Annotated in this window: 18 protein-coding genes; 3 read left to right on the forward strand and 15 right to left on the reverse strand. The window is 47.0% G+C overall.

Features of this window, described 5'->3' with window-relative positions; translation table 11 throughout:
* Positions 1 to 12: 12 nt before the first annotated feature.
* From NFU07_RS13955 to nagE, 4 genes are all read right to left on the reverse strand, one after another.
* Positions 13 to 732, reverse strand: a complete 720-nt coding sequence (locus NFU07_RS13955; protein ID WP_251479198.1) for a GntR family transcriptional regulator — start codon at positions 730 to 732, stop codon at positions 13 to 15.
* Between the two features lie 5 nt (positions 733 to 737).
* Positions 738 to 1,478 (reverse strand): glucosamine-6-phosphate deaminase, encoded by a 741-nt coding sequence (gene nagB / locus NFU07_RS13960; RefSeq protein ID WP_251479097.1) that lies wholly within the window; start codon positions 1,476 to 1,478, stop codon positions 738 to 740.
* Positions 1,478 to 2,644 (reverse strand): N-acetylglucosamine-6-phosphate deacetylase, encoded by a 1,167-nt coding sequence (gene nagA, locus NFU07_RS13965; protein ID WP_251479099.1) that lies wholly within the window; start codon positions 2,642 to 2,644, stop codon positions 1,478 to 1,480. The genes nagB and nagA overlap by 1 nt, the downstream gene beginning before the upstream one ends.
* A 67-nt stretch (positions 2,645 to 2,711) precedes the next feature.
* A complete protein-coding gene (nagE, locus tag NFU07_RS13970; RefSeq protein WP_251479101.1) occupies positions 2,712 to 4,619 on the reverse strand; it encodes an N-acetylglucosamine-specific PTS transporter subunit IIBC in 1,908 nt (635 codons plus the stop codon).
* A 239-nt stretch (positions 4,620 to 4,858) separates the two neighbouring features.
* Here nagE and NFU07_RS13975 point away from each other — a divergent pair, with 239 nt between their 5' ends.
* Positions 4,859 to 6,187, forward strand: coding sequence for a TrkH family potassium uptake protein (locus NFU07_RS13975; protein WP_251479104.1), 1,329 nt, complete (start codon positions 4,859 to 4,861; stop codon positions 6,185 to 6,187).
* A gap of 306 nt (positions 6,188 to 6,493) precedes the next feature.
* Here the strand turns inward: NFU07_RS13975 and NFU07_RS13980 are convergent, their stop codons facing one another.
* The 5 genes from NFU07_RS13980 to NFU07_RS14000 are packed head-to-tail and all read right to left on the reverse strand — an operon-like array spanning position 6,494 to position 11,028.
* Complete coding sequence (locus NFU07_RS13980; RefSeq protein ID WP_251479106.1) at positions 6,494 to 7,498, reverse strand: LacI family DNA-binding transcriptional regulator; 1,005 nt, start codon at positions 7,496 to 7,498, stop codon at positions 6,494 to 6,496.
* Positions 7,499 to 7,505: 7 nt separating this feature from the next.
* Positions 7,506 to 8,342 (reverse strand): SDR family oxidoreductase, encoded by an 837-nt coding sequence (locus NFU07_RS13985; protein WP_235198252.1) that lies wholly within the window; start codon positions 8,340 to 8,342, stop codon positions 7,506 to 7,508.
* On the reverse strand, positions 8,339 to 9,415 hold the full coding sequence (gene uxuA, locus NFU07_RS13990; protein WP_251479108.1) for a mannonate dehydratase: 1,077 nt from the start codon (positions 9,413 to 9,415) through the stop codon (positions 8,339 to 8,341). The genes NFU07_RS13985 and uxuA overlap by 4 nt, the downstream gene beginning before the upstream one ends.
* Before the next feature lie 15 nt (positions 9,416 to 9,430).
* A complete protein-coding gene (locus NFU07_RS13995; RefSeq protein ID WP_235198250.1) occupies positions 9,431 to 10,051 on the reverse strand; it encodes a bifunctional 2-keto-4-hydroxyglutarate aldolase/2-keto-3-deoxy-6-phosphogluconate aldolase in 621 nt (206 codons plus the stop codon).
* Positions 10,052 to 10,071: 20 nt separating this feature from the next.
* A complete protein-coding gene (locus tag NFU07_RS14000; protein ID WP_251479110.1) occupies positions 10,072 to 11,028 on the reverse strand; it encodes a sugar kinase in 957 nt (318 codons plus the stop codon).
* Positions 11,029 to 11,286: 258 nt separating this feature from the next.
* Here NFU07_RS14000 and NFU07_RS14005 point away from each other — a divergent pair, with 258 nt between their 5' ends.
* Positions 11,287 to 11,763: a universal stress protein gene (locus tag NFU07_RS14005; RefSeq protein ID WP_251479112.1), complete on the forward strand. Its 477-nt coding sequence runs from the start codon at positions 11,287 to 11,289 to the stop codon at positions 11,761 to 11,763.
* A 132-nt stretch (positions 11,764 to 11,895) separates the two neighbouring features.
* Positions 11,896 to 13,764, forward strand: a complete 1,869-nt coding sequence (locus NFU07_RS14010) for a heavy metal translocating P-type ATPase (protein WP_251479114.1) — start codon at positions 11,896 to 11,898, stop codon at positions 13,762 to 13,764.
* 295 nt (positions 13,765 to 14,059) lie between these two features.
* Here NFU07_RS14010 and NFU07_RS14015 read toward each other — a convergent pair whose 3' ends face one another.
* From NFU07_RS14015 to NFU07_RS14035, 6 genes are all read right to left on the reverse strand, one after another.
* A complete protein-coding gene (locus NFU07_RS14015; RefSeq protein ID WP_251479115.1) occupies positions 14,060 to 15,532 on the reverse strand; it encodes an aldehyde dehydrogenase family protein in 1,473 nt (490 codons plus the stop codon).
* Between the two features lie 225 nt (positions 15,533 to 15,757).
* Positions 15,758 to 15,883 (reverse strand): hypothetical protein, encoded by a 126-nt coding sequence (locus NFU07_RS17710; protein WP_285835971.1) that lies wholly within the window; start codon positions 15,881 to 15,883, stop codon positions 15,758 to 15,760.
* Positions 15,884 to 15,970: 87 nt separating this feature from the next.
* Positions 15,971 to 16,957, reverse strand: coding sequence for an LLM class flavin-dependent oxidoreductase (locus NFU07_RS14020; protein WP_251479117.1), 987 nt, complete (start codon positions 16,955 to 16,957; stop codon positions 15,971 to 15,973).
* A gap of 72 nt (positions 16,958 to 17,029) precedes the next feature.
* Complete coding sequence (locus tag NFU07_RS14025) at positions 17,030 to 18,004, reverse strand: Gfo/Idh/MocA family protein (protein ID WP_251479118.1); 975 nt, start codon at positions 18,002 to 18,004, stop codon at positions 17,030 to 17,032.
* A gap of 112 nt (positions 18,005 to 18,116) precedes the next feature.
* A complete protein-coding gene (locus NFU07_RS14030; protein WP_251479120.1) occupies positions 18,117 to 19,214 on the reverse strand; it encodes an ABC transporter ATP-binding protein in 1,098 nt (365 codons plus the stop codon).
* 60 nt (positions 19,215 to 19,274) lie between these two features.
* Positions 19,275 to 20,258: an aldo/keto reductase gene (locus NFU07_RS14035; RefSeq protein WP_251479122.1), complete on the reverse strand. Its 984-nt coding sequence runs from the start codon at positions 20,256 to 20,258 to the stop codon at positions 19,275 to 19,277.
* Between the last annotated feature and the right edge of the window lie 47 nt (positions 20,259 to 20,305).

Raw genomic sequence — 20,305 nt, forward strand, 5'->3', positions numbered from 1 at the left:
CTAATCTCCTCTTTATCGTTTAATATCGGTGATGAATTTATAGCGATCCGCCCGGTAGATGCTTCGAACCAGTTCGAATGGAATCCCATCCCCTAAATAGCTGAGGCGCTCAATGCATAGCACTGGGGAAGGCATGCCAATTTTCAAAAGTTCCGCATCTTCCTTTTTCACTAAAGCGGCTTCCATTCGCTGCGAAGCATGGCCGATCCTTAGCTGTTGCTCTTCTATTATAGAATAAAGTGAGCCTTTTAGCGCTTCTTCTGTCAATTGCGGGAAAAGTTTTACGGGCAAAAATGTCCGTTCGATGGCCATCGGCTTGTCATCGGCGTAGCGGATCCGCTTGACTGAAAATACTTTTTCCCCACCCTGGAGCCCAAGTTCCCCGGCAATATCCGCTTCCGGTTCGATTTCCTTGAACTCGATGAGTTGGTTGCTCGGCGCCATGCCTCTGGCTTTCATATCTTCTGTGAAGCTTGTAAGCCCGTTCAGCGGCTGTTCCACTTTCGGTATGGCCACAAATGTGCCGCGGCCCTTTTCACGGTAGAGCAGGCCGTCATTGACTAGATTCGTGACGGCTTGACGCAAAGTCATACGGCTGACACCGAAGCTTTCCGTCAACTCGCGTTCTGACGGAATCGCAGTGCCGGCTTCGAATTCTCCGGCCTTAATACGCGCCCTCAATTGTTCTTCGATTTGAATGTAGATTGGAATAGGGGATTGCTTGTCGAGCAATTCGTTCACAGCCCTTCTGCCTCAACCAACTGATAGGCTTCGCGGTCTGCGATTAACGTGACATCGGCATGCTTCCATAAAAATGAAGCCGGAAAATCCTCGCTGATGTTTTTGTCCAATAAGGTTTTCACCGCTTGGGCTTTTTTCTCACCGGAAGCGAGCAGCAGGATCTTCTTGCTTTTCATAATCGAAGCGATGCCCATCGTAATCGCATGGGTCGGCACATCTTCGGGCGATTCGAAAAAGCGCGCATTGTTCTTGCGGGTCGATTCATCCAATTCGATGATATGCGTCAGGCTTTCTTCAGCCGTTCCGGGCTCATTGAAACCGATGTGTCCGTTTGTCCCCATCCCAAGAACCTGCAAATCAATCGGCCCAATCCGGTCAATCAATGCTTCATAGCGCAAGCATTCCTCTTCAACGGAATGCGCCTGGCCGTTCGGGATATACGTATGGCTCATCGGGATGTCCAAATGCTTGAACAAGTTTTCAATCATGAAAATCCGGTAGCTGTTCGGATGGTTTTTGTTCAGCCCTCTGTATTCATCCAGGTTGAAGGTTTGGACATGTTCATAGGAAATGCCGCGCTGCTGATGGCCTTCCACCATTCGCTCATACAGCCCGAGCGGTGTCGAACCTGTCGCAAGCCCCAATACCGAACGCGGATTTTCAGCAATTTGCTGTTCCAAAATTTCTGCAACGCGCCTGCTCATTTCTGCGTAATTTTCAACTACAATTGTGTTCATTACAATTCCTCCTTTGCAAAAGCAATAGTCCCCCTGCAAATTGTCGTGCGAACGTTCAACTCCTCATCTAAAATGACGAGGTCTGCATCTCTTCCGGCTTCGATTTTCCCTTTTTGCGTTAGCCCCAACTCTTTTGCGGCATTTGCAGAAGTCATCGCCACCAGATCCGAAATGCTGCAATTCGTCACGGAGCGCACATTGCGCACTGCGGTATCCATCGTCAAGATGCTTCCGGCCAAAGCGCCGCTCTCAAGCCGCGCCCCGGTTTCTGTTACGTGGACGTCTTGTCCCGCCAAGTCATAGACTCCGTTCGGCAATCCTTTTGCCCGCATCGCGTCGGTGATCAATATAAGCCGGTCCGCCCCTTTCAGCCGATAAGCCATTTCAACCGATTTCGGATGGCTGTGAATAAAATCCGCGATCAGTTCCACCGTCAATTTTTCTTCTAGCAAAGCTGTTCCGACAACACCTGGGTCGCGGTGGTGAAACGCACTCATTTGATTATATAAATGCGTGATGTGGCTCGCGCCTGCTCCAATCGCCTGCTGCATTTCCTCATAGCTCGCGTCTGAATGGCCCATCGAGGCAATGATGCCTGCTGATTTCAATTGTTTGACAAAAGCGAAGCCGCCTTCGATTTCCGGGGCCATCGTAATCATTTTGATGCGTTTGCCGCTGAGCACTTGCCATTTATTGAAAAGCGAAGCGGATGGCAGCGTGATGAATTCAGCAGGCTGCGCGCCTGGCTGCTTCGGCGAAATGAACGGCCCTTCCAAATGGACGCCGAGCATTTCTGCCTGCTTTTCCTCTGCTTCAAACGTGCTGATATTCTCCAACGCTTCTGAAATGGCTTCGTCCGATTGTGTCATCGTCGTCGCCAGAAAACTCGTCGTCCCTTCTTTTGGCAACGATGCCGCAAGCCCGTTGATCGCTTCCGGCGTCGCATCCATGACATCATGCCCGGCAGATCCGTGAATGTGTACGTCGATAAATCCGGGAGCCACTGTCCAATTCTTTCCGCTGCCGTCGATTTCAATATCGGCAGGACGCGCTATCTCAGGCGCCATTTCCGTTATCTCTCTTCCTTCTATAAAAATGTCGCCCATAAAGCTTTCATTTACGGCATCGGCAATCCATACATGCGAGATTTTCATGGTCTTCTTCATTTTTATCCGCTCCTTATGAAAAACCAGGAAACTCGAGATCCGAGTTCCTGGTTAGACGGTTTCTTATTTATTCGACTTTTAGAATAGACGCAGTTCCCTGCTTCTGATTGCCGTCTTTTAGCATCTGTAATTTTTGTCCGGTTAAGTTCGTAAAAATGACCGGCGTGACAATAGACGGTGCATTGGCTTCAAGATAAGCAAGATCGAGTTTCAATAACGCATCTCCTGCTTGGACCAGCTGCCCTTGCTCGACTAAAGTTTCAAACCCTTCACCTTTTAATTTTACCGTATCCAGCCCCACATGAATAAGAAGTTCGACTCCTGTATCCGTTTGGATGCCGATGGCGTGTTTTGTCGGGAAGACCGTAACGACTTTTCCGTCAATCGGTGAATGAAGCGTGTTTCCTGAAGGAACGATACCAAATCCCGGTCCCATCATTTCTTTTGCAAAGACATCATCCGGTACTTCAGACAATGGAATGATTTTCCCATCGATCGGCATAAAGAAATCTTTGTCGATGATGACTTTCGGAAGTTCTGCTTCCGCCGGCAATTTTTCAATCGGCGCATCCAGATTTTCAGGAGTTGGATTTCCTTTTGCCAAACGGCTCTTCATGGCATCCGCCAAGAACTCAACAGCTGTTCCGATGACTACCTGAACATTGGTTTTATTGACTTTCATCAAGCCCATTGCGCCGTGGCGCTTCAATTCTTTTTCGTTCACTTTGTCTGCGTCTTTAACTGTCAGGCGCAAACGCGTCGTGCAATAATCGACGGTTTGGATGTTATCGCTGCCGCCAAGTGCGTTGATCGTGTGGTAAGCGCGGATGTCGATTCCATTATTGCCTGTATCTGCATTGCCGTTTTCTTCGTCTTCATCTTCACGCCCTGGTGTTTTCAAGTCCAGTTTGATGATCAAGAAATAGAAAATGAAGAAGTAAATAACACCTACGACAAGGCCCATCACAAGTAAGACAAGCGGATTCTGGGCAAGCCCGTAGTTCAGGACATAATCGATGGCGCCGGCCGAGAAGCCGAAGCCGTGATGGACATCCAGTGCATAAGCGACCATCATCGATACGCCGGTCAATAAAGCATGGACTACATATAATAATGGAGATAAGAACATGAACGAGAATTCGATCGGCTCTGTGATCCCTGTTAGGAATGACGTGAATCCGATACTGAAGAGCATTCCGCCGATTAGGGCTTTGCGCTCTTTTTTAGCAGCTGCATACATCGCCAGACAAGCTGCTGGCAAGCCGAACATCATGATAGGGAAGAAGCCGGAAAGGAATGGCCCAGCTGTCGGGTCCCCTTTCAGGAAACGGTTGATCTCTCCGCGGACGACTTCACCTGTTGCATCTGTAAATGTACCGAAGTCAAACCAGACAATCGTGTTGATGACATGGTGCAAACCTGTCGGCAATAGCAAACGGTTCAAGAAACCGTAAGCCCCTACGCCGAACATGCCGGCATTCAAGATCCAGTCGCCAGCGCCGTCAATCAAATCTTGTACCGGCGGCCATGCATAGCCTAAAATCCCGGCAAGTAAGGTCATGGTTGCCGCGGTGACAATCGGAACGAAACGCCGGCCGCCGAAGAAGGCGAGCCAAGTTGGGAATTTCACGTTATAGAATTTATTGTATAAGAGACCGCCGACAATCCCCGAGAGAATTCCGGCAAAAACGCCCATATTGATGGACTCATTGATCGTGACAATGGCTGATGTTAGGACGAGATACGCAACGGCACCGGCAAGCGCGGCTCCCCCGTTGCTGTCATGGGCAAGCCCGAAAGCGATCCCGATCGCAAAAATGATGGCCAAGTTGTCGATAATCCCGGCTCCTGCCGCTGACAGGAACGGAATGCCGAAGAGATCATCTTGCCCTAAACGCAGAAGCAAAGCGGCTGCAGGCAATGTTGCAATTGGGAACATTAACGACTTCCCGATTTTTTGCAGAAAACTGAACAAATTAATTCCACCCTTCTTATTGGTTTTTAGCTGTCTCTATGATGTCAAAATGTATAGATGTCTATACCAATTCTATTCTTATATGTATGCGTTTTCAATACTATTTTTTATTTAATGGAATAATTCTTTTTTCTAGAGAAAATTTCGAGGTTTTCGAGACAAAAAAATTCTATTGACAGCTTCAAAAAACAGGCATACAGTTAGCTATTATTTCACTCTTATCTATAGGAAGTGCCATTGTGAAGCCATCCAAAAAAAAGCAAGTTAAAGTCTCTCCACCCATCGTCATTGCTAGCAGCTTTTTGTTTTTAATCACGTTAGGGACCCTGCTATTAAAGCTGCCGATTGCTACAACTGCACCGATTTCCTGGACAGACGCTTTGTTTACTGCCACATCGGCCACTACTGTCACTGGACTTAGCGTATTTGACCCTGGCACCACGTTGACCCTGTTCGGTGAAATTGTCTTGCTCTTACTGATCCAGTGCGGCGGTATCGGGCTGATGACTTTTGCAGTAGCGATCCTGATTTTGCTGCGGCGGAAAATCGGCCTCCAAAACCGGATCTACCTGCAAGAATCTTTCTCTCAAAACTCCATTGGCGGGATTGTCAAACTGGTCAAAATGATCCTCACTTTCGCTTTAAGTGTGGAAGCGATCGCCATTGTACTGCTGACAATTTATTGGCTGCCGGACTATGGCTTTCAGAAAGCCGTGAATTTAAGCGTGTTTCACGTTATATCCGCTTTCAACAATGCCGGCTTTTCTTTGTTTCCCGATAACTTGATGAGCTTCGGCAATGATCCTTTTGTCCTGGTGCTGTTGTCCAGCTTGTTTATCCTTGGGGGCTTAGGGTTTACCGTAGTCGTCGACATTTATCAAAAAAAATCTTTGCGCTCCTGGTCGCTCCATACAAAATTGATGATATGGGGTACAGTCGCCTTGAATCTAAGCGCAACCTTGATCATTCTCGCATTGGAGTTTGGCAATCCGGAATCGCTTGGCGGAAAGGCGTGGGGAGAAAAAATCCTGTCTTCCTATTTTGCAGCCGTAACTCCGAGGACCGCAGGATTCAATGTTTTCGATTACGGGACATTGGAAGATCCGACCTTGTTATTCACGATGGTATTAATGTTCATCGGTGCGGGCAGTGCTTCGACGGCATCCGGGATCAAGCTGACCACTTTTATCGTCGTACTGTTATCGACTTATGCTTTTTTGCGCTCACAAAAAGAACCGGAGATCTTTGGCCGTACAATACGGATCGAAACCATCGTCCGGTCGCTCGCCATCACAACCATCAGCCTTCTGCTCGTGCTATTGTTTTCTTTCTTGCTGACCGTGACAGAGAAAATCCCTTTTCTGCCTTTAGTGTTTGAAGTTGTATCCGCATTCGGGACAGTGGGGCTTTCCATGGGAATCACGGCACAATTATCCGATCTCGGCGAAATTCTTTTAAGCCTCGTGATGTTCGTTGGCCGAATTGGTCCGCTCACTTTGTTTTTCATCTTAATGAAACCGAAGAAAGACCATTTCCGCTATCCGTACGACCAAGTATTTACGGGTTAAGAAAAATAGCCTGCACTCTTGCTCTCAGTCTATTGAAAACGGGCTGAATTAAAGCATCTATTTCTAATGATCGCACTTCGGCGCTATGGACAGCGCTCCCACAATAAGCCGAGAAGACCACTCGTCTTATTGCTCCGCTCAGTCCGGAACCGCGCCGGTGCTAGAAAATTCGAAAGAGATATGGCGCAAAACAATTGAGACGATATTTATGAGCGCTTCTTAGTAGCTTCTTCAACACATAAATAGCCTGCCGGTAAAAGCCGGCAGGCTATTTTAATGCGACTGGATTCCAGTCTATCTCTTTCTTCAACAAGAATCCCGATCGATCAGGCTTGGTTGAAGCCGGTGCACAACCGGACTTTCTTTTTCCGAAGTTCCGTTGATCTGCTTCAACAAAAGCTCAGCTGCCAAGTTCCCCATTTCAATCGTCGGCTGCGAAACAATCGTAAGCGGCGGTGAATAGAAGCTCGCAAACGGCACTTCATCAATGCCGATGACTGCGACATCTTTTGGTATATGCAGCTGCTGCTCTTTCATGAATTTCAGCACCTCGATCAAGACGATATCATTGCCGGCTAGAATTGCTTCCGGCGGCTCTTGCAAGGCGAATAAATCTTTCAGCACTTCCTGGATCTTTTCCGCATCAGCTGTTTGGATATAAGCCGGGTCGGCTGTCAGGTTAACTTCTTCTATCGCTTTTCGATACCCTTCAATCCGTTCGACCCGAGGGCTCGTATTTCGGATAATCGAAGTCGTCACGATGGAAACTCTTGAATAGCCGCTTTCAGCGAATTTGCGGACCGCCAGTTCAGCTGCACGATGATTATCAAGCATGACCGTCTCAATATCCAATCCTTCAATTTTCCGGTCCATGAAGACGACCGGAAAATCTCTTTTCTTCATTTGTTCATATAAATCCAAATTCCCGCCGGTCGGGAAGATAATCAAACCGTCGACTTGCTTTGCTAAGAGCATTTCAATGTAATTCCGCTCTTTTTCGGGTTCGTCATCCGCATTGCAAATAATCGTATGGAACCCTTGCCCATTGAAATTATTTTCAATCGTCCGGAGAATCTGCGTTGAAAAACTGTGAAGGATATTTGCAACGATCACACCGACTGTAAATGTCGACTTCTGCTTTAAGCTTCTCGCAATGACATTCGGATGATAGTTCAATTCTTCGATTGACGCTTCAATCCGTTTCCGAGTGTTTTCGCTCATGTATTCATAGCGTTTATTCAAATACTGCGAAACGGTGCTTTTGGATACTTTTGCATGTTCCGCCACTTCTGCGATGGTCACGGTTTTCATGGACCCATCAAACTCCTGAGTAAGCCATGAAGCCGCCATCGACCGCTAAAGTCGTACCGGTAACAAATGATGAATACGATTCATCCACTAAGAATAATAGTGCCCCCAATAAATCTTCCGGCTGGCCGAATTTCTTCATCGGCGTCGCTGTCAGGATTTTCTTTGAACGCGATGTCGGATTGCCTTCTGGATCGAGCAGCAAATCACGGTTTTGCGTTGTCAAGAAGAAGCCCGGTGCGATTGAGTTGACGCGCAAGCCCGTTTCCGCAAAATGAACCGCCATCCACATTGTGAAATTGTTGATCGATGCTTTTGCCGCACTGTATGCAGGTACTTTGGTCATCGGCGCATACGAACTCATCGAAGACAAGTTGACGATTGCCGGTGACTCGCTCTTCAACAATTCTTTGCCGAATACTTGGCTTGCAAGGAATGTTCCGGTGAAGTTAACCGAGAAAACATTTGAGAAGCCTTCTTCTTCCAAGTCGAAGAACGATTTTCCTTCTGCCGATTCATCGTAAGTTTCCGGCCCTGTAATCGCGTCCGGATGGTTTCCTCCTGCGCCATTGATCAAAATATCAATTTTGCCGAAAGCTTCCAGAATTTCGGTTTTTGCTTTTTCCAAAGAAGCACGGTCCAAGACATTCGCCGCTACAGCCAATGCTTCTCCGCCTGCAGCGTTAATTTCCGCTGCCACGTCTGCTCCTTTTTCAGCTGTCCGGTTTAAAATCGCCACTTTCACGCCGTGGCGAGCCAGTTCGCGTGCCATTTCTGAACAGAGTACACCGCTGCCACCTGTAATAACCGCTGTACGGCCTTTTAAATTTTCATGGATTGGAATCATTTTGCATCCTCCGTTCTTTTTGTTTCGTAAGCATCCCACAAACCAAGCAAGTACATAATTCCGAGTGCACGGTCATACAATCCATATCCCGGTCGGCAAACTTCGCCCCAAATGTGGCGGCCGTGGTCTGGACGCACATAACCGCCATAATCCTGTTCATGCAATTCTTTTACGACGCCTTTAATATCAATCGATCCGTCTTGCGTATAATGCGAAGTTTCCGTAAAGTCTCCGTTGTCATAAACTTTGACGTTGCGGATATGCGCAAATGGCGCACGCTTCGCATATTTTCTCGCCACTTCCACCATATTATTGGATAGGCTTGCTCCCATGGATCCGGTGCACATCGTAAACGCATTGGATGCTGAATCGGAAATCTCGATCAGTTTTTCATAGCTTTGTTCACCCGTGATGATGCGCGGCAATCCGAAAATCGTATACGGCGGATCATCCGGATGGATGGCCATTTTAATCCCTGCTTCTTCAGCAGTCGGCAAGATCGCTTTCAGGAAATAAGCCAAATTCTCCCACAGCTGCGCTTCATCAATCTCTTTATAAGCTTCGAACAATTCACTCAAACGGTCAAGTTTTTCCGGCTCCCAGCCTGGCAATGTCAGATTCGACGCTTCGTTCACGGTACGCACCAATTCCTGCGGGTCCAAGTTCTCTACTTTCGATTTCTCGAAGAATAATGCCGTTGAACCGTCTTCTAACGGATGGAACATTTCCGTACGCGTCCAATCAAAGATCGGCATGAAGTTATAGCAGATCACTTTCACGCCGACTTCCGCCAAATTGCGGATCGACTCTTTGTAGTTTTCAATATAGCGGTCGCGGTCTGCATTTCCGAGTTTGATTGATTCGTGGACATTGACGCTCTCCACCACTTCGGTATGGAAACCGTAAGATTCGATATAATCCACTTCCGCTTTGATCGCTTCTTTCGTCCACACTTCTCCTGCCGGAACATCATGCAATGCCCAGACGATTCCTTTTACACCAGGAATTTGCTTGATATTTTCAAGGGTAACAGTATCGTTATCTTTGCCGTACCAACGGAATGTCATGTTCATTCGGGGTTTCCTCCTCTATTGTGCACTTTTTTCCATGTATTGTTTGCTTAGTTCAACAGCTGCTTCAAATCCGCCAGCTGCGTAAGCTTTATTCAAATCGCTGCCGATACCCACTGCTACTGCTCCAGCGGAAATCCAGTCTTGGATATTGTTTAAGTTGATGCCTCCTGTCGGCATGATCCGTACATGCGGAAGCGGGCCGTTGACTGATTTGATGAATGACGGCTCGAAATTATTCGCCGGGAATAATTTGATGATGTCGCTGCCGGATTCAAGTGCTTTGACCATTTCACGGATTGTCATGCAGCCAGGCAAATACGGAACGCCGTAGCGGTTGCAGACGGGTGCGATGTCTTCATTGAAATGCGGGCTGACGATGAACTTTGCTCCGGCGAGAATGGCGTGGCGCGCTGTTTCCGGATCCAAGACCGACCCTGCACCGAGAAGCACATCTTCTTCTTTTAATGCTTCAAAGACGTTCTGCACTTGAGGTGTCGTATACGTCAATTCGATTGCGGGAATGCCTCCTTGGATTGCCGCTTTTGACAACTCAATCGCTTCTTCTGCACTAGTCCCGCGAATTACTGCGACGACTTTCGTTTTGGTCAAATTTGCTAACACTTCATGTTTTAACATTTTTTCAGCTCCTCTTCTATTTAACGTTCTACAACTTTTTCTTTACGGATCAAAGCCGTCACTTCTTCTAAATAAGGCAGCCCTTCGTTGTCGCCAGATACCGTTGTAACCAATGCTCCGACGCCGTTTGCAAATTCCAGCGCTTCTTCCGGCGAATAGCCATGAAGCGTTGCGTATACATAGCCAGCGTCAAAGCCGTCCCCTGCGCCTACTGTATCAATCGGATTCACCCGGAACGCCTCTTTTTTATGCCAAGCGCCGTTTTGGTAAACTCGCGCCCCGTTGCCGCCGTCTTTAATTACAAGTTGTTCGATGTTGAAGTCTTTCGCACATTGTTCAAGTGCTTGGTCTGTAGATTCACCGATGATCATCTCGATTTCATCCAAGCCTGTCAGCAAAATATCCACTGACGGCAGAATTTCCATATATGCGGCTTTTGCCTGGTTCAAGGTCCAAAGCTTCAATCGAATATTCGGGTCAAATGAAATGCGGATATCCTTTTCAGCTGCGATTTCCAACACCCGTTTTACAATATCCAAGTTTTTCGGATCAATCGCTAGGAAAACGCCGGTCAGGTGAATCAAATCTACCCCTTGAAACATGTCTTCGGTTATATCGCTCGGCTCCATTGTTAAGATCGGAGATTGATAGCGATAGTAAAACGTCTTGCCGGAACCATCTTCCCGGATCTCTTTAAAATTCAAGGAAGTCGGATAGTTCTCCACAAACTCGACTTCCGACAAATCGACTCCTTCTCCGCGGGCAAAATTATAGATAACCCGTCCAAATTCGTCTCCGCCCAGCCGGCTTGCCCATTTGATATTCAAACCAAGGCGTGCGCAGCCGATCGCAAAATTCAATTCAGCCCCGCCCACTTTCCGGGTGAAAGAAGGCACATAGCGCAGCGGCCCAGTTTCAGAAGGATTGAACGTGATCAATGCATCTCCTAAAGTAAAAACATTATATTGATTAGCCAAGATATTACCCCTCTCTTGTATACTATATCTATCTTTATAAATCGGTTTAGTAAATCGGTTTAGTTAAACTATAAATGAAAGTGCTTTCAGAATCAACCAATCGCGGATAAATTCTGAAAAATAATCAAAAAGGCCTCTATACAAAAATAACGAAATTTCTTTCCCTACAATTGCTTGAATGATTCTCTTAATATGCAGGAGATTGCCTTCGGTATAGAGAACTACTTGCTAAGCAAATTTATGACGGGAGGAATTGACATGTATTTTGCATACAAAAGCATTCTAGTTGCCGTCGATGGATCAGCCGAAGCGGAGCGCGCTTTTGAAAAAGCAATCGGCATCACGAAGAGAAATACCGCTGTACTGAATATTATTTACGTAGTAGATAGCCGGTCTTACACAGCTATCAAGCTTCACGAACCGCATATAGAAGATGAAGCATTCAAGTATGGAAGAGAACTTCTTGAGGGTTACAAAGCCAAGGCGCTGGATTCTGGAGTCCAAGAAGCCCATACATTCGTTGTTCCCGGCTCGCCTAAAAAAGTTATTGCCCGGGATTATGCAAAACAGCTTAGCGCCGACTTGATCGTCTGCGGAGCCCAAGGTTTAAATGCATTTGAACATTTTCTCCTCGGCAGCGTTTCCCAGCACATCGTTCGAAGCAGCCCTTGCGATGTCTTAGTCGTTCGCCAAGATAATGTGGAAGCTGATGAAGAAAGAAGCGAACAGCTATAAAGCAATAAACTGAAGTCCGGTTAACTTGTTTTCAAGCAAACTGGACTTCTCTTATTTCAAAGAGCTTAAGCCCTTATTCCTTAGGATGATCCCTTCCCGACCCAGAGCCCTAAATTTAAAGGAGCGGCTAGTATGAAAGAATGGAAATCTCATATAGAATTGATCGCAGCCTGTTTATCTGGAATTTTAATTCTACTTGCTTATGTGCTTGAGAAAAATGCATTCGTAAGTTTTTCGATACCTGTTTATCTGCTCGCCTTTTTTATCGGCGGCTATGCCAAAGCAAAATACGGCATCCAAAAAACCATTGAAAACCGAAAACCCAATGTCGAGCTGTTAATGGTGCTCGCTGCCATCGGTGCTTCGCTGATCGGCTACTGGACAGAGGGCGCGATTCTGATTTTCATTTTTTCGCTTAGCGGTGCATTAGAAACTTATACCATGAACAAAAGCCGGAAAGAAGTTTCCGCTTTAATGGAAATCCAACCTGAAGAAGCCTGGCTTTTACAAGGCGAGACCACGTCTCGGGTCAGCATTTCTTCCCTCCAAGCGGGAGATACGCTTGTCGTGAAGCCTGGCGAACGCATTCCTGCAGACGGACGGCTTTTGACTGGCCATACGGTTGTCGATGAATCTTCAATCAGGGGAGAGTCCATTCCGGTTTCCAAAGATTCCGGAGACGAACTATTTGCCTCTACAGTCAATTTAAGCGGGGCGATTACGATGGAGATGACGAAACCGAATTCTGAAACGCTTGTACAGAAAATTATCGACCTCGTTCAGTCTGCCCAAAATGAAAAGCCCCCTTCCCAGCAATTTGTCGAGCGCTTTGAAGGAAACTATGTCAATATCGTCTTGATCGTCTTCTCACTCATGCTTTTCCTGCCGCATTACTTATTTGACTGGGATTGGAATACCACGTTCTACCGGGCCATCCTCCTACTCGTGGTGGCTTCGCCATGTGCTCTAGTGGCGTCAATTATGCCCGTTACACTAGCGGCCATTTCCAACGGAGCCAAAAGCGGCATTATCTTCAAAGGCGGCGTCCATCTGGAAAACTTGAGCGCCGTCCAGGCAATCGCATTTGATAAGACGGGAACCTTAACCATGGGCCGGCCCCAAGTAACTGACTTCGTATTGCGTGAAGGAATCTCACAGAACGCTCTACTGGAAAAGGTTGCCGGCATTGAAATGCAATCCAACCACCCGCTCGCAAAAGCCATTACGGAATTTATTCAATCCAAAGGCATTGTCCCGCTCTCCGGTCTGCAAATAACCGATGTGCCGGGCAATGGATTGAAGGCGGTAATTTCCGGCGAGGAAATAAAAGTCGGCAAGCCCGCATTTGTCGGTGAGTCGGAAGCCGAAATTTTTCACGGAAACTTGCTGGAACGTCTGGCGAATGAAGGAAAAACTGTGACATTTGTGCGCGATAACCAAGGAATCGCTGCAGCCATTGCATTAAAGGATATCATCCGCCCGAATACGAAAAGCACTATTCAAGAACTGCAAAAAGAAGGGATTTTTTGCATCTTGCTGACGGGCGATAATGTAAAAACCGCCAAAGCGATTGCCGAAGAAAGCGGGGTGGATGATTACGTTGGCGGCTGCATGCCCGGGGATAAAGTAAAAGAATTGAAGAGACGGATGAAGGACTACCCTAATATGGCGATGACCGGCGACGGCATCAATGACGCTCCCGCCCTCGCAACCGCTACAACCGGAATAGCGATGGGTGAAGGAACGGATGTAGCATTGGAAACTGCTGATGTGATCTTGATGAAAAATGATTTATCCCGCATTGTCTATTCGATTCGGCTTGCCCGAAAAATGGAAAAAATCGTGAAGCAGAATATGTATTTTTCAGTCGGGGTGATTGTCATTCTTGTTTTCTTGAATTTTATGCAGTCCCTTTCCATTCCCTTTGGCGTCATCGGCCATGAAGGCAGCACCTTGCTTGTGATTTTAAACGGTTTGCGCATGCTGAATCCTCGCCTTTGAAATCGGAAATACTGGCAGTCCACGCAAAAGAGAGGCTTTCAGTGAAAGCCTCTCTTTTTATTTGGAGTTCAATTCGGCCAGAAATGTGTTTTAAACTTTGCTGATAAAAACTTTCGCTGTGGCTAAGCCAATTCCCCATGCTCCGCCTGTTGCTGCTGGCATTTTTCCCTGCAAGTCCATTCCACTTCCTTCTTTACCGAATTTCATACACCTCTTGGAGATATTATTAAACTATTTAGTTGTATTATTTCTGAAACTAAAAAAGGACCTCTGCCGAAGCAAAGGTCCCTGTCGTTTATTCTTTCAATTGGTTGATGAACGGACCGTAGTCCCGGCGTTGATGCTGCAAGGAGATCCATTTTAAGGTTGTGAATTCTTCGAGGATCCATTCGCCGTTGAAACGGCCAAGCCCGGAGTTCTTTTCTCCCCCGAATGGCACATGCGATTCGTCGTTGACCGGCTGGTCATTGACATGGATCATGCCCGTATGGATTCTGTGGGCAAACGCTGCGCCGTGTTCTAAATTAGAAGAATGGACAGCTCCGCTCAATCCGTATGGCAGCGCATTGGCCATTTCCGCTGCATCGTCGTCGTCTTCGAACGGAATCAAGATTGCCACCGGCCCAAAGATTTCATTGACTGCGAGCGGCATTTCGTTCGTGACGTTAGTGACAACCGTCGGCTCAAGGACGTTGCCGTCAGCCTTGCCGCCTAAGCGGATTTCTGCGCCTTGCTTGACGCTCTCTTCCAAGTCTTCCAAGATGCGGTCGACTTGCTTGCGGTTGATCAGCGGTCCGACATTCGTATCCTGTTCTGCCGGATTGCCGTATTTCAATTTTCCGGCATGTTTGATAAAGAGCTCAGCGAATTCATCGTATTTGTCTTTATGGACAAATATCCGGTTGATAGCCATACAGATCTGGCCTTGGTGATAGAATTTGCCGAATAGCGCAGAATCCACCGCTTGGTCGATATCTGCATCATCCAGTACGACAAAGACGTTATTGCCTCCCAGTTCTAAAGCGGTTTTCTTCAAATTGCCGCCTGCCAGTTTTCCGATGCCCATACCCACTTCCGTTGAGCCGGTAAAGGAAATCAGTCGCGGAATTGGGTGCTTAACAACGTCATCACCGATTTCTGAGCCGCGTCCGACAACGATATTCAATAGTCCTTTCGGCAATCCAGCTGCTTCAAAAATGCTGGCGAAAATCAAACCGCCGGTAATCGGTGTATCCGTTGCCGGTTTCACCACGACTCCATTTCCGGTTGCAAGAGCCGGTGCAATGGACCGCATCGCTAAATGGAACGGGAAATTCCACGGGCTGATGACCCCAATGACGCCGATCGGGTTGCGGTAAATGCGGTTTTCTTTTCCGGGCTGCTGGGAAGGCAAAATTTTCCCTTCCATCTGGAATGGATAAGCCATCGACTGCTTCACCACATCCAAAGCTGCGCCGAATTCGACTGTCGCTTTAATGACCGTGCTGCCCGCTTCTTTTACGAGCCAGTCGATGATCAATTGTTTGTTTTCCTGCATGACTTCCACTGTTTTCTCCAGAATCGCCCGTTTGTTCTGCGGCAATTCCTTCGCCCATTCGATTTGCGCTTCCGCTGCCGCCTTGTAAGCCGCATCCAAATCGTCTTTATTGGCTGCTTTCGTCGCGATCAAATTCTCGCCAGTGAAAGGATTTGTATTCGCCATCATCTGGTCGCTTGAACCGTCGCGCCACTCGCCGTTTATATACACTTTCGAAAAATCCGTCTTCATTTCCTTCACTCCTCTTTTCAATTGGTAGAATGTATTGGATGAATCTTTGAAAATATCTTCTAATGTTAAAGCCATGAAAATGCTGGCTGCTTTCGTGCATCTTTTTCGCCACTCTTCTCTTTACCCTTCTATAAAATCCTAAAACTAGGATAATCCAATTTAACTCTTTCTACATATTTATAAAACAAAAAAGCTTCTGCCAAGTTGATGGCAGAAGCTTTTCGCTTAAAGATCTTTTGCAATTCTTAAAACCGTGCGCGGAATAAAGAGCACAACATGGTAAAGCAATTCCGCTAAATCGATCAATTCCCATGCCCATGTTCGGTCTTTCTTTTCCCTTTTCTTTTTCATCCGCGATTCTCCTCGCTTTTCGTAGGTTATCAATTTATACGAAAAGAAGTCAGAAAAGTTTCGCAGCGATTCAAAGAACTTTAAAATTTATTCATTTGCCAATCCAAATGCTTCTGCCAATAAACGAATGCCGTTCATGCGATTTTCCGCTCCCGCCACATTCGGGATAATGGTAATTTCATCCGCCTTGTAAAGTTCCGCAATCCTTTCGATTTCTGCCTTCACAAAATCAGCATTTCCAATAATCATACGCTTGCGGTTTTCCAGTACTTTTTGCTGTTCCCTTGTGCTGAAGCCCCGCAATTTAGCAGTTTCGATCGAAGGATAATAAGGCGGAGGCGTATTCGATTCGACGAATAGAAGCCAAAGGTCAAAGGCTTTTGCTATCTCTTCCGCTTGTTCTTTTGTTTCCGCAACAACAGCAAATACAGCAATCATCACTTTCGGCTGCACCAAAAACGGTGAAGCTTTAAATTCGCTGCGGTATTTCCCGATGATTTCCACTCCATCGATAGAAGGCCGGGCAAAATGGGCATAGGAATACGCCATGCCTTTTTCAGCCGCGAGGGCTGCGCTGCCTTCAGCTGTTCCGAGCAGCCACAACTCGGGCGCTGTTTCAGTGATGGGCATCGCAGGCAACTCACTCTTATCGGCCAAATAGTTTTTCAATTGGTTTAGCTGTTCTTCATAAGGCTCCGCTCTTTCACGCATGCTATTCAGCGCTTTATTGACTGCCTGGTAACTGCGCGAACGACCGATGCCAAGATCGATTCGGTTCGGATGAAGTGCTTCAAGCATACGAAAATTTTCAGCCACTTTATAAGTGCTGTAATGCGGAAGCATGACACCACCCGAACCGATCCGGATTTTCGACGTAGAAGTCGCCAAATGCATCATCAGCATTTCCGGTGTACTTCCGGCAACCGATGCCACTTTATGATGCTCCGCTACCCAAAACCGGCTGTAGCCGGAGCGCTCTGCAAGCTGTGCCAGTTCTGTTGTCTCCAGCAGCGCTTCCCGCGCCATTTTTCCTTCATCGATTGGTGAGTAGTCCAGAATATTCAATGCCAGCATGCCAGTCCCGCCTTTTTTAAATTAATGATTCCAGTTTAGCATGCGGGAACTTTCAATCCAAAACACCTTGTTTCAGGTATTCTGGATCGATTCGTAGCATTTATCTAACACGGCCATATTCTTTAGCGTGGATTCTGTCGTGATGGCCGGTTCCCCGCCGTCTAGAATTGCCCGTGAGAATTGCTCGATTTCCATCCGGTAGATATCGCCGTAAATCTTTTCTTCACGGGTCATGCCATTGTTCTGGATAATGACTTTTCCAATTCCCCCGTTAATATCCGGGCGGAAAGCGAATGGCACTTTGATCTTCCCTTCAGTACCGATGACTTCATACTCGTTGCGGTTGATCATATCAAAGCTGCAATCGAACATCGCCTTGACGCCATTGTCCATTTTCATATAGACCGTCGACGTCAAATCGATTCCGGTCGCCTCATCCAATTCGGCAATCGCTTGGACTTTCACAGGCTCTGAATCCGTCAAATGGCGAATAACTTGAACGCAATAAGAACCGACATCATAAATGCTTCCGCCGCCCATCGCTTTATCCATCCGGATATCCGCTTCCCGGTTGTTCAAGTAGAACGAATGGCTGGATTTGATGAGCTTCACATCGCCGATTTCGCCGGATGCAATGATTTCTTTTACCCGGGCATGCTGCGGATGCAATTGATACATGAAAGCTTCCATGAATTTCACTCCATTCGCTTCACATGCCTCAATCATTTCTTTCGCTTCTTGGGCCGACAGCGCTGCCGGTTTTTCGCAAAGCACATGCTTGCCTTTTTCAGCCGCTTTGATGACCCATTCTTTATGTAGATTGTTTGGCAGAGGGATATACACCGCGTCAATTTCCGGATCATCCAACAATGCTTCGTAACTCTCATACGCTTTTGGAATCCCTAACTCTCTTGCCGCAGCATACACACGGTCTCCTCTACTCGAAATCGCGGACATTTCCGCATTTTCCGCTCTGAAAATTGCCGGTATGACTTGGGTTCTACCAATATTTGCTGTGCTTAAAACGCCCCATCGTATTTTTTCCATTCCATCATCTCCTTTGGTTTTTAATCATTAAAAAAGCCGCTAAGGGGCGCATCGACTGTCCCGTAGCGGCTTTGGATTTCAAGACAGCTTTGCGCTTCTTGCCTATCGCTTATTATTTGATGCGTAGTTCTGTTGCTGGATCGAAGAAATGGGCTTTGTTCAAGTCCATCGCCATTTCGATCGTCTGGCCAGCTTCCACGTTGAAGCGTGCATCGACGCGTGCCACAAAGCTTTCGCCGTTCACTTGCGAATACAAGACGATTTCCGAGCCCATCAATTCCGCCACTTCGATTGGTGCTTTGATCTTCGTGTGCGGCGAGTGGTCAAGGAATAATGGCTCATCGTGAATGTCTTCCGGACGTACGCCAAGGATCACTTCTTTGTCGCCAAAGCCATTTTCCTTCAATACCGCAAGCTTGCCTTCTGGCACCAATAAGCGCTGGTCGCCCATGACAAATTGGTTGCCTTCCAATTTCCCGTGGAAGAAGTTCATGGCTGGCGAACCGATAAACCCGCCGACAAACATATTATTTGGCAAATCGTACACTTCTTTCGGCGTACCGACTTGCTGGATAAAACCGTCTTTCATAACGACAAGGCGAGTCGCCATCGTCATCGCTTCTGTCTGGTCGTGTGTTACGTAAACCGTTGTCGTCTGCAAGCGGCGGTGCAATTTCTGGATTTCCGCACGCATTTGCACACGCAGCTTCGCATCCAAGTTGGATAATGGCTCATCCATCAAGAACACTTCAGCATCTCGGACGATTGCACGGCCTAGTGCTACCCGCTGGCGCTGACCACCTGATAAGGCTTTTGGTTTGCGGTATAAATAATCTTCCAAGTTCAAGATTTTCGCTGCGTTCTCAACGCGTTCTTTGATTTCCGCTTTTTTCAGTTTGCGCAATTTCAAGCTGAACGCCATGTTATCGTAAACGTTCATATGAGGGTACAACGCATAGTTCTGGAACACCATCGCGATATCGCGGTCTTTTGGCGAGACGTCGTTGACGCGCTTGTCGCCAATGAACAAATCGCCTTCCGTGATGTCTTCAAGCCCGGCAATCATACGCAAAGTCGTGGACTTCCCGCAGCCGGACGGTCCGACGAGCACCAAGAATTCCTTGTCGCGGATCTCCAAATTAAAGTCTTGAACCGACACTACCCCTTTATCGTAGACTTTTTTCACATTCACTAAGTTTAACCCAGCCATTTTCATCCCTCCAAATTGTGTAAAGGCTCCAGTACGAGCCGATAAAGCGCTTACTTTTGTTTAATATGCTCCTCTGATTTCAGAAGCCACCTGTTCTTTATAGAATCTTGCAAGTTTGTCCATTTCTTCTGCAGAATAAGGTGCAGCCTCGACTGCTTTCAGATTGTCTTGCACTTGTGCAACTGATTTAAAGCCAGGAATCACAGAAGAAATAGCATCATGCTCTAATATCCATTTTAACGCGGCTTGCGACATATTTCCTCTATTTTCTGCAATCCATTTTAAATTTTCAGCCAATTCGACCCCTTTTTCAAATTCCAGTCCGGCAAAAGTCTCCCCAACATTGAAAGCATCGCCATTGCGGTTGAAATTGCGGTGATCGTCTTGTTCAAATTGGGCATCCACTTTGAATTTCCCGGTCAATAATCCGCTCGCTAAAGGCACACGCGCTAAAATTCCAACACCTTGCTCTTTCGCTTTCGGGAATAATTCCTCAATCGGCTTTTGGCGGAATAAATTAAAAATGACCTGCAAACTGCTGACATTCGGGTTTTCCAGGCAAATCAGCCCTTCTTCAACCGTTTCCACACTCACGCCATAATAGCGGATTTTGCCTTGTTCTTTTAAGCGGTCCAACACTTCGAACACGCGGCCGTCGCGTAAAATATCGGTAGCCGGACAATGGATTTGGAACAAGTCAATTTGTTCACGCCCAAGACGTCTCAAGCTATTTTCGCAATATGCTGCGACGCTTTCCATTGTGTAGTTTTTTGGATCCGCAAAATCATCGGCGCGGCCGAATTTTGTTGCGATATGGATTTCATCATGTCTGCCTTTTGTCGCTTTCGCAAGAAGCTCTTCGCTATGGCCATCGCCGTAAACGTCAGCTGTGTCAAAGAAATTGACGCCTTGCTCCATCGCATATTCCAAAGCTTTCAACGATTCCTGGTCATTCGTCTTCCCCCACGAGCCCCCAATTGCCCATGTTCCAAAACTAAGTTCACTCACTTTTAAATCTGTCTTGCCGATTTGCCGATAATCCATCTATGCCACTCCCATTCTATTTTATAAATACTTACAAAGAAGAGCCC

Origin of the sequence: Planococcus sp. NCCP-2050 (assembly GCF_023708025.1) — a bacterium.
In the GTDB taxonomy this organism is placed as follows: domain Bacteria; phylum Bacillota; class Bacilli; order Bacillales_A; family Planococcaceae; genus Planococcus.